Genomic DNA, 13,233 nt, shown 5'->3' with positions numbered 1-13,233 from the left:
TATAAATTGACCTGTATAACTCCTTACCAAGGTTTCCTTTTAATATTTTAAAACGGTACTTCGGAGTCCAAACAATATGATATTTGCAACGCCAATAAACATGTGATGAACTTCTATAATCGCCCATGCTTTTCGTTTCCTCTTACTTGTGGTGAATAAGAAGTCTCTTTTAGCATGGGCGTAATTCAGGCTATAGCCTCAAGGAACAATCACCACCGCCAGAGGCGGTGGTTTTGGGATGACAATAAAGTCCAATGAAAAGGGAGACATTATTGTCTCCCTTTTCATTGGCATAAGCGTAAACAATTTAAGATGCATCACTGTGATGTGTGGCTTTATCCTGATACATGGCTTTATCGGCGGAATCTAACAGATCCTCTAAGCTCATATCTGAATCCGGTGTCCAATGGGCGATACCTATGCTGGTCGCCAATCTATGTTGCTTAGGGTGCTGTTGATTATATTGCTCAAGTAACTGCTTAAAACGCTCGATGACCCGATTGACTGTATCGCTATGCACAAAACTTAGCAGCACCACAAACTCATCGCCGCCAAGCCTTGCGATCACATCCGACTCCCTAAAAGCAGTCATTAAGATATGGGCAAAATCATATAACACCTGATCGCCCTTGCGATGACCAAAGCTGTCATTCACTTCCTTAAAAAAGTCGAGATCGAAGAATACTAAGGCCGCCTCAGATTCGGTACGTCGACAACTCGCCAGTGACTGATGGGCCAGTAATTCAAAACCACGTCGATTCGAAATAGCTGTCAAGGGATCTAAGGTATTTTGCGCGATAGAGAGTAATTCAGCCTCTACCATTTGTCCTAAATCCGTTAAGGTTTCAATGTCTTCAGCCGTAAAATCCCGCGGTTCAGTACCGATTAAACACAAAGTACCCACCCGATATTGCTCGTGAATGGTGAGGGGATAGCCGGCGTAAAAGCGAATATGCGGCAGCTCAGTCACCAGAGGATTGTCACTAAAACGGGGATCTTTGAGGGCGTCGTTCACGATGAAAATGCCGTCATGATTGATCGCATGTCCACAAAATGAAATTTCCCGAGGTGTTTCAGTCACCTCCAATCCTTGGCGAGATTTAAACCATTGCCGTTCGGCATCCACTAAGGTCACAACACAGATGGGCAAGGAGAAAATTCTGCGCGTAAGCCGAGTAATACGGTCGAAACGTTCCTCGGCATCGGTATCGAGCACATTAAGTGCCCGTAACGTGGCCAAGCGTTGCAGCTCGTTTTCAGGAATTGTAGGTAATTGCATGGCACTCTCAGCTAACTGCTCTCATTAAACTCTAGCCTAAATGGTGTATTCTTGCGGTGTTAAGGCTGAAATTCGTATCAGCCTTAATCCCCTTAAAGACTGCACTATTCAAGCACAGCACGATAAATGTTTAACACCCGCTCAGCATGGTCTTCTACCTCTGACACTGGTAACTGCCCCACCTTTTGTTGCAGAGTCAGTCGATGATTTTCATCCCGTAGTAAGCAATAGGTCTGAGTTAAATGCTGGGCACTCATCATTGGCAAAAGTTCAAGCTCAGCTAACACACCAAAAATCCGCACATTGTCAGACCAAATCGTTAGCTCTGGATACTCGTGGGCATTAGCCAGCACTAAGTACTGGGCAATAAACTCAATATCGGCAATCCCGCCTGGACTCTGCTTTAAATCAAACATGCCATCACTGACTTTAAGCAAGTGATCGCGCATCTTCTGACGCATCTCACGTACCGCTTTTTGCAGCTCAGCTTTATCACGGGGCTTTTCCAATACTGAAGCGCGAATATGACTGAATTTAACCGCTAAGCTATTGTCACCAAAAACAAAACGCGAGCGAACTAAAGCTTGATGCTCCCACGTCCACGCCTCATTAGCTTGGTATTCGCCAAAACGCTCAATCTCACTGACCATCAAACCCGAGGCGCCTGATGGGCGCAGACGCATATCCACTTCATACAACTCCCCCGAAGTCGTGCGAGTCGAGAATAAATGCAGAATGCGCTGGGCGAGTTTGAGGTAAAAATGACCAACTTCAATCGAGCGATCACCATTGGTCAGGCCGTTTTCTGTTTTATTTTCACACAAGAAAACTAAATCGAGATCGGAGCCGTAACCCAATTCAATCCCGCCGAGCTTGCCATAACCGACAACGGCAAAGCCTGTGTCACTGCCCTCAAGGTGAGCGGGCACTCCATGGCGCACTGAAACCTGTTGCCACGCCTGCATCACCACTTGTTCGATAATAGCTTCGGCTAAAAAAGTTAAGTGATCGCTCACTTGCATCACGGGTAAAACACCCGTGACATCGGCTGCGGCGATTTTAAGTTGTTGTGAAAGCTTAAATTGTCGCAGCGCTTCCATCTGCTGCTCCATATCATCCTCGGGCACGCGCATCATGTACTGACGCAGCTCGCTCGGATAATCGTCGATGGAGGTCGTGTCATAGAGCTGCGACGGATCGATAAGCTCATCGAGCAACATGGGAAATTTAGCCAACTGCGCGGCAATCCAAGGACTGGCGCAACACAAACTCACCAACTGCTGCCGCGCACCTGGGTTTTCACACAAAAGCTCAAGGTAAGTGGTGCGAGTTAAAATCTGCTCCAGCACCTTAGACACGGGCTCAAAAGCTGACGATGGACTCTGTTGATTAATCAATTCTTCCAATAATCTTGGCATTAATTTATCTAAGGTTTCTCGCCCGCGTGGACCAATCGAACGCTTAGTCACTGTTTCGCGCCAGCTGCTGAGCATAGGGCACAGCTTGTCATCATCAATTTGCTGTTCGGCCAACAACGCGATGCCATCATCAAGGTCTTGCATATTCCACAGCTGCGCCGTCCAATGTTCAGCTTTTTCTTCGCCTTCTTCGCCACCCACTGTGGCTTTAAAATGACGATGGATTTTGCTCATTGCCGCTTCAATATGAGTGCGTAAATCAACCTCATTGGCCATATCGAGTACATGGCACAATCGAGCCCAATCCAGTGGATTATTCGGTAAGGTTTGGGTTTGTTTATCGTCAATGGCTTGCAGTAAATTCTCAACCCGGCGCAGCAGTAAATAACTGTGTTTAAGCTCATCCACCGCCAAATATTCAAACTGCCCTAAGCTGTAGAGCGTATCGATAGCACCGAATAAACTCTGCTGACGCAACGCAGGCTCACGGCCTCCACGGATCAATTGAAAACTTTGCACCACGAACTCGACCTCACGAATACCGCCTGCACCGAGTTTAATATTGTCGGTCAAATGACGGCGCCGCACTTCTTGCGCGATGAGTTGCTTCATTTTCCGCAGGGATTCAATTGCCGAAAAGTCGATATAACGGCGATACACAAAGGGTCTCAGGAGGCTGTGTAGTTCATCGGAGAAATGGTTCCAAGGCCCGAGCGCACGCGCCTTGACCATGGCATAACGCTCCCAGTCTCGCCCTTGTTCTTGGTAATAATCCTCAAGACCACTAAAACTCACCACCAAGGGGCCACTTTCACCGTAGGGGCGCAAACGCATATCCACGCGGAACACGAAACCATCGACTGTGACTTGATCGAGCAAGTTCACTAGCCTTTGCCCCATGCGGATAAAGAATTGTTGATTGTCTAAACTGCGACGACCGCCGACGGTTTCGCCATGCTCAGGAAACGTGAAAATCAAATCGATATCGGAGGAGAAATTAAGCTCGCGGCCGCCTAACTTACCCATACCTAAAATCAGTAGCGGTTGCGGATTCCCTTCTTTGTCCATCGGCGTGCCATATTGAGCGCACATATCTTTATAGAGCCAATCGCGGGCGCAGATTACTAACGCTTCGGCGAGCGCCGACAGATCAAGCAAGGATTCCTCTAAACTGGCATAGTCTAAAAAGTCACGCCAAGCTAAACGCACCATTTGATAGTTACGAAACCGTCGCAGGGTGGTTTTAGCCATCTCCTCGGTGGTCGTGCTAGCCAGTTCTTCATGTAAATCAACATCAAAGTTTTTACGATCAATCAGGCTTAACTCGCCCGCAAACAGCATAGCGATCCACTCGGGATGTCGGCATAGTTGAGCCGCCACATAATCACTGAGTCCCAAAACCGTTTTGAGTTCTTGCTGCTGAGCAGGCGTTAATTGCGCAAGTCCTTCGGACCATGCTTCCTCTAATCGCAGCCAATTGCGTTCAGCGGTTTGATTAATAAGAATAGACAATGACTTATTACTGTCTTTTTGCATGGTCATAATAATCCCTAACAAATTTAGCTATCGACATATTATGTCGTAAATGATATAGATTGACGCCACATCATGTTATGTTCGACGAGACTTGCAGCTACCTGATGTAACACACAAATAAAGGTTTACACTTTTATCTGTGGCATTTAAGGGTACTATAACCTGCGCGGCAGGCATATTGGGCAAGCGGATTATTATTGCCTGCAAGTATTTGAGTTTTATTTCATTACCTTTTGGAGAAAACATGGCAGGAATGCTAACCCGTGTTCTCACATCGATACTTTTTTTAGCCGTTTCGCTATCGCTGACGGGTTGTGGCGATGACAGACCGGATAAAATCGCGAAGTATCAACAACTCACACAGCAACGACTCGCTACGCTCACGACGATGATCGATGACGGCCAGTTGCGTAACGCTAATCTATTAAAACAATACACGACACTGCTAAAGCAACAGAAACCCGATTTAGCACCCTTACTCGATGAATTAGCAAAGGATTCTGGTACCCAAGGTCCCATGTATACCTCGCTAAAACGTCGTTTAGATGAATCGAAAGTGGCGAGTAACTTTGCTGATCTCGATCAACAGCTGGCCGAAGCAGAAAATCTTTATCAAGCCGCAGATCCCAGTCTGTTTAACGATATGTTGTCTGATCCCGTCAACGTGGTCGCCGATATGTCCGACGGCAAACTGGCTCGCGTAAATGCGATTAGCCGTGAGGCTGCAACATTAGCCAATGGCGGTGAAGATTTTGGTCCAGGCAGTCAATTAGTTGGTAATCCCTCTTACGGCAACTGGCAAACCGACTCAAGCGGCACTTCGTTTTGGGCTTGGTATGGCATGTATTCGATGTTTTCGAATGTTTTCAATCGCCCAGTTTCCTACGATCGTTGGTCGGGTAACCGTGGTTATAGCTATTACAATGACGTAGGTCGTTATCGCTATACCTCACCCAAACAAGCGGATGCGCAAAATAAGACTTTCGAACAAACGAAAAAACGTTTCGACTCACAAGGCAAGCGCTTTGACAGCCCTTATGCTAAGCCGCGAACTGGTGGCACGGCGTTATCCCGTGAAAGTACCAGCGCACCTAAGGCCAGCACGACAAGTGCGAGCAAGAGTTCGAACAGTAAGTTTCGATCTAACTATGCTAAAGACAGCAGTTTCCGCAATTCCAGTAATCGCACGACCCGCAGTGTGCGCCGGGGCAAGTAACTAAGGATTTCCAATGACATTATTTCAGGATTTCGGTATCACACCAGAGCTAGCCATCATTCTGGCTATCGATCTCACCATAGCCGTGATTTTGCTAACGCTAATGCGTTATTTGCAAGGTTGGAGTGTAAAGGTCAATAGCAGTAAGGAGCTGGCAGAGCGGGATAACTTTGCCTTTGGCATAAGTACCGCTGGCGCAGTTGCCGCCCTAGGCATAGTACTTACAGGCGCTATCACAGGCGCTGCGGCACACTCTTATCTTACCGAAGCGATTGGCATGAGCTGCTATGGTTTATTCGGTTTAGTACTGATTAAACTCGGCCGTTTTCTCCACGATAAAATAGCGCTAAATGAGTTTGATAAGAACGAGCAAATCATCAAAGGTAATGTGTCCGTCGCTATCGTCGATGCTAGCGTTGCTATTGCTACCGCCATTATCATTCGCTCCGTCTTGCTGTGGGCAGAAGATTTAACGGTCGATACCTTCATTGCCATCTTCAGCGCCTTTGCGATTTCGCAGTTGATGTTAGTGCTACTCACGCGCTGGCGTGAAAACCGTTTCGCAAGCCGCAACCAAGACTCGTCTATGCAGCAAGCCTTAGCCCAAGGTCATACAGCGTTAGCGCTACGCCATGCGGGTTACATGATTGCTATGGCACTGAGCTTTAATGCCGCCAGTCACTTTATTATTTATAATCCAACGGCTTATGTGACTAACGTGATCGGTTGGTTAGTGTTCTCAGTCATTATGCTGATCGCGCTCTCCTTACTGCTGTTCGTCGTGAAGAAACTGGTATTGGCCCGTATCGATTTAGCCGATGAAGTGGAAAGACAACACAATATCGGTATCGCCGCAGTAGAAATGGCGATCAGTATCGCTATCGCACTTATCCTCACGGCACTGATGGCTTAATCGAATGCAAGAAATTAGCTTAACTCCCTCGGCGGCTAAACCTAGCCGCCTAGGTTGGTTCGACGATGTTCTCTTATTGGGCATTATGGCCGTATTAGCAGGTTGCGGCCTGATCTACGAATATCTTTTATCCCACTATGCGGGCCGCATTTTAGGCGCATTAGAAGCCGCCATTTACACCATGATAGGCTTAATGATTGTCTCCATGGGACTAGGTGCCTTCGCCGCGCGTAAGATCCGTGATGCCTTTACCGGTTTTGTGATCTTAGAACTCACAGTTGCACTCTGTGGCTCACTCGCCATTTTAATCACAGCAGCGGTGATTGGTTTTGGTCAACAACTACCATTGATCATTGCTAACACCTTAGGTTTACCGCCAGATCAACTGCCCGAAGGTGGCATGATAGGCTCGCTGCAAAAACTCAGCGAATACTTACCCTATGTGTGGGGTGTGTTATTGGGCCTGATGATTGGTATGGAAATCCCGCTGATTGCTAGGGTTCGCCAATCCCTTTCCGACGAGCATTTACTGCATAACGCGGGCACCATTTACGGAGCTGATTACATAGGCGCAGGCATAGGTGCCGCCATTTGGGTTGGCTTTATGCTCGCCATCGATATCCAACTCGCCGCCGCCTTAACCGCCAGTTTCAATCTATTGGCAGGTTTTGTGTTTATTTGGCGATTCTGGCCTAAAATCCGCCGCCCTAAACTGCTTTTGAGTGGGCATTTTATCGTGACTGGTGTCTTACTCGTATTAGCAATCCACGGCCCACGCTGGGAGCAAGAATTCAATAATTTGCTCTATAAAGACAAAGTGGTTTACGCCAAGGCGACACGTTTCCAACAGCTGACCTTCACCGAGCGGTTGCGCGGTAACGGTCTGCCGCCCGTTTATGCTTTATACATCAATGGTCGCTTACAATTTTCTAGCATAGACGAGCACATCTACCATACGTTTCTCGTTCATCCTACGCTCGCGGCCAGTGCCCGTCACAACAAGGTGCTAATCATTGGCGGCGGTGATGGACTCGGTCTCAAACAAGTACTCCGCTGGGAACCTGAACAAGTCACGCTGCTCGATCTCGATGTGGGCCTAGTGCAATTATTTAAATCGCCCGATACAGATATGCCCGATAGTCTCAGTCGCGCTATGTTGGCGCTCAATGGCAACGCACTGAACGATCCCCGTGTCACAGTGATCAACGACGATGCATTTAATGGTGTCGATAAACTGATTGCCACAGGCGTGAAATACGATGCGATTATCGTAGACTTGCCCGATCCGAGCCATCCCGATCTTAATAAGCTCTATTCGGACTATTTCTACCGTAAATTAAAGGAACTTATGAGCAGTGATGGCGCTCTGACTGTACAGTCAACATCGCCTTACCATGCCCCTAAGGCCTTTATTTCGGTAGCAAAAACCTTGGCATTGGCGGGATTTGACGTCAAGCAGTACCATCATAATGTGCCCAGTTTTGGTGAATGGGGCTGGAGTATTGCAACCTTAGCCGGACTCGATGCACAACACAGATTAGCGAAGTTAACTGAGTTGCCCATCAAAGATGACTGGCTCACTTTAGGTTTAGTGGATGGCGCCTTTGAGTTTCCAGCCAATTTTTATCAAGATGCCGCCAACATAAAACCCAATGAATTGGGTTCATTGCAGCTGTATCACTACCATTTGCAAGATTGGTCCGAGAATCAAGGACTGGATCTTTTTTAATAGGATGAGATAGTACTTGACATATTATGTCTCGGTGCTATCTTTGAATACAGACATAATATGTCAATAAGGACAAATATGAATATCCATACCATTGCCAATCACCTCAACAGTCTTGGCAACAACAGCCAAACTGGCTTTCAATTTGATTGTTATCCAATCGATGGTGAAGTCGAAGTGTTGCAAGTGAATGTGGTCGGCCGTGAAGAAATCCCGGTATTTGTATCGGTAACGGACAACCAAGTACTTTGCATCAGCTACCTGTGGGGCGAGAATGAAGTAAATCAAGAACGTCGCAGTGAAATGTTTGAAACCATGCTAGAGCTCAACATTCCAATGCCCTTGTCAGCTTTTGCAAAAATTGATGACAAATACGTGGTTTACGGTGCGCTATCACTACAATCTAGCATGCTCGAAATCGAGCAAGAATTAGCAGTTTTATCTGATAACTGTTTAGAAGTTATTGATGAATTGGTCGACTATCTGAAATAAGGAGCCACAAAATGGGCATTCTGAATAAAATTTTAACAGCGTTTCGCGGTGGTGCCACCGAAGTTGGCCAAAGCATCGTTGACGCAAACTCAACCCGTATTTTCGAACAGGAAATCCGTGATGCAGAAAAGCATTTAACCAATGCTAAACGTGAACTGACCGATGTCATGGCAAAAGAAATGCAAGCCAGCCGTGAAATCGACCGTCTGAAACGTTCGATTGCAGAACACGAAGGTTATGCGACTCAAGCATTGGACAAAGGTAATGAAGCCTTGGCGATTGAAATTGCTGAAAAGATTGCTCAGTTAGACCAAGAGTTGTCTGAGCAACAAAGCGCCAACGACAGCTTTAGCGCCCATGCTGCACGCTTGAAAGACTTAGTGAAGAAAACCGAACGCCAACTGTCTGATTATCAACGTCAGTTGAGCATGGTTAAAACCACTGAAAGCGTACAAAAAGCGACGGCAACCATTACTGACTCGTTCGCGTCTAGCAACTCTAAGCTGCTGAACGCTAAAGATTCACTAGAACGTATCAAAGCACGTCAGCAACAATTTGACGACCGTTTAAAAGCGGCTGAAACCTTAGCCGATGAAAACAGTGATAAGTCGTTGCAAGCCAAACTAGCCGAAGCGGGTATTGGTGAGCAAAAGTCAAACGCAAATGCAGTGCTAGATCGAATCAAAGCACGTAAAAGCTAAGCAATGATTGACCGAATGCCGAGTCTCAGTGGGATCATCACCCCCTACTGACCTCGGCATTTTTTTGTTTCATCCTCATTAAATAAAAATGACCACTATTGCCCGTGAATATCCGCAGCCAATCAATATGAGGCCGCACGCGAGCATAGTCAGCAGGAGTCACTATGGGATTTTTCAATAGTATTTTTGGTAAGAAAGCCCCGCCACAGCGCGAGCTCAATCACCCGTCCCAGCTCAATGTCGGCGACATGATCTCAATCGATGATAGTTTTGCCCTGCCACCACAACTCCGTGGTCAACAATTAAGAGTCGAAGCCGTACATACTTACGAGTCTGAACGTAAACAACACTCCGAATGGTTACTCAAGGGACATGGTAGCGATACTCTCTTTTTGAGCATTGAAGAAGACGACGAAACCTATCTCGCCTTTTCGATTAAGGTTTCCCGCGCCCAAGTGGAGCAATTATTCGATCTCGAGCAATTCAGCGCCCTGTTCGAGGAACCGGGTCATGCCGAGTTAACTACGCAAGTATTACCGGCCGACTTAGCTGAACAACTTGAACAATGGCTTGGAAAACAATACCACCAAGTGACTTTTGCCGCTTTTGGCTATTTCCATCGTCAGGATTATCGTGGCCAAAAGCCGCCACAGGATGCCAATGGCGCCACAGGTGAGCCCTTTGAGTACTATTTATTACTTGATGACAATGAAAGCTGCGCCGTCGAAGTGGAAGTTTACGAAGGGGGTGATACCGATGTCGTCTTGACCCTATATCGCCCGCTAACGGATATTCGGGAATACTGGCCGGCGAAATAACACGAAAATAAGATAAAGTGCGTGCTCGCACTTTATCAATAATCCCAATACAATCTCACAGATAAGCGCTAGAAACGGTTGATAGCAATAGGTAATACGCCATGAGTAAAACCAAACACCCTCTGCCCGAGCAATGGTTAAAGAACCAACAAGCCGCTAAGGCGACACAGGTTGCCTTCGATCTCGATGAAAAATTTCAATACTCTATTCGTAAAGCCGCGTTAGATGCAGGCGTTAGCCCTTCTGATCAAATTCGCACTATTTTAGGTCTTAGCGTATCGAAACGGCCAACGCGTCCGCGTCTTACCGTGTCACTCAATGCAGATGACTATGTGCAACTGGCAGAGAAATATGGTTTAAGTGCCGATTCACAGCTAGAAATTAAACGTCGTGTACTCGACGATTTAGTCCACTTTGTTGATGAAACCTAAAGCAACGCTGATCTCAAGCGCCAACCCTTCTTACCATTGGCTGGCGCGATTAATCGATATATAGCCCTTTTATTAACTCAGTCAATTTACTCACAGCCTAAAGTCTTTTACTTTAGTAGTGATATTCGCCGCACTTAACAGGGATCATGTTTGGCATGACAGATAAAACCCCATGGTCGCTTCGCACCCTTGGCACTCCTTCTCCATTCGAAATGGCGATGATGCTATTGTCCTTACTGTCGGTGATCATAGTACTTGTCATGACCTTCGGCCGCCTAGATAGCGAAACCTACCGCTTGCTCTTCTTTGTCGATACCAGTATTTGCATGATTTTTATGATCAACTTCTTTGTTGGGTTGATCCGTGCTCGCGATAAACGCTTTTTCATTAAACACCATTGGATTGATTTTATTGCCAGTATTCCGGCGATTGAAGCCCTACGTATGGCACGGCTTTTTCAAATCCTACGGGTAATACGCCTGATCCGCATGAGTCGCTCACTGCTGCTCCCACTGGTAAAACAACGTAAACAAGCCACCTTAGCCAGTCTACTGGTTGCTATGGTGACGATTCTGACATTAGCTTCCGTCATTATGCTCATTGTCGAAAGCGGCACCGAAGGCGCCAATATCCAGACCGCTGAGCAAGCGATTTGGTGGGCATTAGTCACTATCTCTACCGTCGGCTACGGCGATTATTATCCTGTAAGCACAGCAGGCCACATCATAGGTGGCGTGGTCATTGTCAGCGGTGTGAGTTTTTTTGGTGTGATTTCAGGCTATATGGCGTCAGTATTTGTCGCACCAGATGAATCTGAACGTCAAGAACGCCAAGATGCACATAAAGCCGAAATCAAATCAGAACTTGAGCTAGCCTTAGCAAGAATGGAAGAAAACCAACAAAAAATAGAACAAAATCAAGCGCAAATGCTGGCTCAAATTGCGGAGCTTAAGCAGGCTATCGAAACAAAAAATAGCTGACTTTGTTGCGAAAACGGACTAATGAAAAGGCTCAATCTATTTTAGATTGAGCCTTTTCCGTTTATCAGCGATAAAAAGTAATATTACCAGTAGACCTGCTGTTGCATCGCGTTACGGCGTGTCGATTCCATAGCAAACAACAAACTCTGCTGCTTGTCTTCCAGCCACTCAGCTAAATTGATATCTAACTCCCGACTCGCATCCTGTAAGGCGCGATAACAAGCCAAAGTTTTAATCCCAAGCGCGAGATCTTGCCAAGGTGCACGAAATGCGTCCCGTGATTTCGCCTCATATAAACTGCCGTAGGCATGACCCACAAGAATGCTCGCATCCAACACTGTGGCCACTTGTAGATAATTTGCCGCTGTCATGACGCTATTGAGTGGCATGACCTCAATTATCGCCATCCAAGAAGCTTGCTGAGCACGATCGGCATGCTGGCGTAAGCTAGGCTGATGGGTGATGTCCACTTCACCAGCACTGATCTTTAGTAACAATTCAACAATAGCCAGCTGTAGTTGACCATATTCAGTCTGTTGCCATAGGGAGAGTAAGCGTCCCGTCAGATTAATCTCTGTCAGTTGCGCCAGAAGTCGCGCTTTAACTTGGGCATGTTGGCCAAGCTTAGCAAATAAGCCTCTTTGGCTACCAAGCAAGGCGGTCAACGCCTGTGCCCGCTCAATAAAATCGAGCTGCTTTTCAATCAGCATAAATTGGCTAGACAGTGTCACATTCAATAATTCGAACTGATTTAAGGTCATTCGCAGCAAACGAATACAGGCGCGCATCCGCCACCATAGTGCCACACAGGCTTCAGGGTCACTTTCCTCTGCGATCATGCTCTCTAATAATTGCCAGCGCTCAAGGGCGGTTTCAAGCAGGATTTGGCAGTTTGCACTTAAATCCAGTAAAGAAGAATCGTGTGACTCGGCCAGTGGCAGAAATTCCAATGCTTTTAAATCGAGCGGCTTAGCCTTACCCGCCAATCGATAGCCCCGCTGCGCTTTACTGGCCTTACCTAAACGCACGGGCACAACGCTCGCCACTTGCATCGCCAGCTTAAGTAGCGCCTCAGTATCGCCACTGAGGAGTTCAAACTCGAGCTCACACAGGGCTTCTTGCTGGCCATTTGCGGTGATTTCACCTATGTCTAACGCCACTTCGACCACGCTGTTATCAATCTGAACATGCCAAGCGCGACGATAAAAATCGGTGTGAAATATACAAGTTAACTGAGCTTGAGTTGCCGCTAAATCGGCATCAGTGGGCCAAATGCTGGTAGGAAATAGACTTAAATCTGGGCTATCGGATTGGATAGTCACATTGTATTCGGGCCGCGAATGAATGCCGCCCACGACTTGTCCTGCGGTTTTTATGGTCTGCTCTCGGTGCGCATCGTAACCGCGCACCCGCAATCCCATGTCCCACTGACGTAATTGCAAGTCAGGGGTGTCGAAGTAACCATTCGCCAAACGACGTTGACCTTGAGGTACGGCATTATCGAGACTATCTAACTTATTTATCAGGGATTCTTGATATATCGGCAGGAAAAACAGTTTTAATTCAATCTCAGCATTCATTGCGTAACCGCTCACTTTGTCATCAAATATTCATCGATGCGTCATCTTTAGTTCATAATGTCACAAATGTGTCATAAAAATCCCGTAGGATTTGGTTTTGCAGTTGGTATATAACCCGTTAGAATAAACCTGTCGTTTTT

12 protein-coding genes are annotated in these 13,233 nt (G+C 46.7%); 8 read left to right on the top strand and 4 right to left on the bottom strand.

Annotated features, from left to right (window positions below; genetic code table 11):
- From L5M28_RS20680 to glnE, 3 genes are all read right to left on the bottom strand, one after another.
- Window positions 1-127 (bottom strand): transposase (locus L5M28_RS20680; RefSeq protein ID WP_263196057.1); only part of this gene is annotated, 127 nt, incomplete at its 3' end.
- A gap of 180 nt (window positions 128-307) precedes the next feature.
- Entirely contained in the window at window positions 308-1,279 is a 972-nt protein-coding gene (locus tag L5M28_RS20675) for a sensor domain-containing diguanylate cyclase (RefSeq protein ID WP_263204298.1), read from the bottom strand.
- A gap of 104 nt (window positions 1,280-1,383) precedes the next feature.
- Complete coding sequence (gene glnE, locus L5M28_RS20670) at window positions 1,384-4,239, bottom strand: bifunctional [glutamate--ammonia ligase]-adenylyl-L-tyrosine phosphorylase/[glutamate--ammonia-ligase] adenylyltransferase (RefSeq protein ID WP_263196140.1); 2,856 nt, start codon at window positions 4,237-4,239, stop codon at window positions 1,384-1,386.
- Between the two features lie 238 nt (window positions 4,240-4,477).
- Here glnE and L5M28_RS20665 point away from each other — a divergent pair, with 238 nt between their 5' ends.
- From L5M28_RS20665 to L5M28_RS20630, 8 genes are all read left to right on the top strand, one after another.
- Window positions 4,478-5,449, top strand: a complete 972-nt coding sequence (locus tag L5M28_RS20665) for a hypothetical protein (RefSeq protein ID WP_105251557.1) — start codon at window positions 4,478-4,480, stop codon at window positions 5,447-5,449.
- A 13-nt stretch (window positions 5,450-5,462) separates the two neighbouring features.
- Window positions 5,463-6,362, top strand: coding sequence for a DUF350 domain-containing protein (locus tag L5M28_RS20660; RefSeq protein WP_113939026.1), 900 nt, complete (start codon window positions 5,463-5,465; stop codon window positions 6,360-6,362).
- A 4-nt stretch (window positions 6,363-6,366) separates the two neighbouring features.
- Window positions 6,367-8,091 (top strand): polyamine aminopropyltransferase, encoded by a 1,725-nt coding sequence (locus tag L5M28_RS20655; protein WP_198571858.1) that lies wholly within the window; start codon window positions 6,367-6,369, stop codon window positions 8,089-8,091.
- 78 nt (window positions 8,092-8,169) lie between these two features.
- Window positions 8,170-8,583, top strand: a complete 414-nt coding sequence (locus tag L5M28_RS20650; protein ID WP_105251554.1) for a YjfI family protein — start codon at window positions 8,170-8,172, stop codon at window positions 8,581-8,583.
- Window positions 8,584-8,594: 11 nt separating this feature from the next.
- Window positions 8,595-9,284 (top strand): PspA/IM30 family protein, encoded by a 690-nt coding sequence (locus L5M28_RS20645; protein ID WP_028761835.1) that lies wholly within the window; start codon window positions 8,595-8,597, stop codon window positions 9,282-9,284.
- Between the two features lie 164 nt (window positions 9,285-9,448).
- Window positions 9,449-10,102 (top strand): hypothetical protein, encoded by a 654-nt coding sequence (locus tag L5M28_RS20640; RefSeq protein WP_028761836.1) that lies wholly within the window; start codon window positions 9,449-9,451, stop codon window positions 10,100-10,102.
- A gap of 101 nt (window positions 10,103-10,203) precedes the next feature.
- Window positions 10,204-10,533: a hypothetical protein gene (locus L5M28_RS20635; RefSeq protein WP_028761837.1), complete on the top strand. Its 330-nt coding sequence runs from the start codon at window positions 10,204-10,206 to the stop codon at window positions 10,531-10,533.
- 155 nt (window positions 10,534-10,688) lie between these two features.
- Complete coding sequence (locus L5M28_RS20630) at window positions 10,689-11,513, top strand: ion transporter (protein ID WP_105253058.1); 825 nt, start codon at window positions 10,689-10,691, stop codon at window positions 11,511-11,513.
- An 83-nt stretch (window positions 11,514-11,596) separates the two neighbouring features.
- Here L5M28_RS20630 and L5M28_RS20625 read toward each other — a convergent pair whose 3' ends face one another.
- Window positions 11,597-13,093, bottom strand: a complete 1,497-nt coding sequence (locus L5M28_RS20625) for an inorganic triphosphatase (protein ID WP_263204297.1) — start codon at window positions 13,091-13,093, stop codon at window positions 11,597-11,599.
- Window positions 13,094-13,233 lie beyond the last annotated feature (140 nt).

Source organism: Shewanella sp. SW32, assembly GCF_025653365.1.
Classification (GTDB): domain Bacteria; phylum Pseudomonadota; class Gammaproteobacteria; order Enterobacterales; family Shewanellaceae; genus Shewanella; species Shewanella oncorhynchi.
Note: the sequence above shows the minus strand (reverse complement) of the source record. Positions and strands in the feature narration are given on the sequence as shown.

What these genes read in the sequence shown, in the direction of transcription:
- L5M28_RS20675 (WP_263204298.1), bottom strand. Translation starts at nt 1,279, where the DNA reads ATGCAATTACCTACAATTCCTGAAAACGAGCTGCAACGCTTGGCCACG.
- glnE (WP_263196140.1), bottom strand. Translation starts at nt 4,239, where the DNA reads ATGACCATGCAAAAAGACAGTAATAAGTCATTGTCTATTCTTATTAAT.
- L5M28_RS20665 (WP_105251557.1), top strand. Translation starts at nt 4,478, where the DNA reads ATGGCAGGAATGCTAACCCGTGTTCTCACATCGATACTTTTTTTAGCC.
- L5M28_RS20660 (WP_113939026.1), top strand. Translation starts at nt 5,463, where the DNA reads ATGACATTATTTCAGGATTTCGGTATCACACCAGAGCTAGCCATCATT.
- L5M28_RS20655 (WP_198571858.1), top strand. Translation starts at nt 6,367, where the DNA reads ATGCAAGAAATTAGCTTAACTCCCTCGGCGGCTAAACCTAGCCGCCTA.
- L5M28_RS20650 (WP_105251554.1), top strand. Translation starts at nt 8,170, where the DNA reads ATGAATATCCATACCATTGCCAATCACCTCAACAGTCTTGGCAACAAC.
- L5M28_RS20645 (WP_028761835.1), top strand. Translation starts at nt 8,595, where the DNA reads ATGGGCATTCTGAATAAAATTTTAACAGCGTTTCGCGGTGGTGCCACC.
- L5M28_RS20640 (WP_028761836.1), top strand. Translation starts at nt 9,449, where the DNA reads ATGGGATTTTTCAATAGTATTTTTGGTAAGAAAGCCCCGCCACAGCGC.
- L5M28_RS20635 (WP_028761837.1), top strand. Translation starts at nt 10,204, where the DNA reads ATGAGTAAAACCAAACACCCTCTGCCCGAGCAATGGTTAAAGAACCAA.
- L5M28_RS20630 (WP_105253058.1), top strand. Translation starts at nt 10,689, where the DNA reads ATGACAGATAAAACCCCATGGTCGCTTCGCACCCTTGGCACTCCTTCT.
- L5M28_RS20625 (WP_263204297.1), bottom strand. Translation starts at nt 13,093, where the DNA reads ATGAATGCTGAGATTGAATTAAAACTGTTTTTCCTGCCGATATATCAA.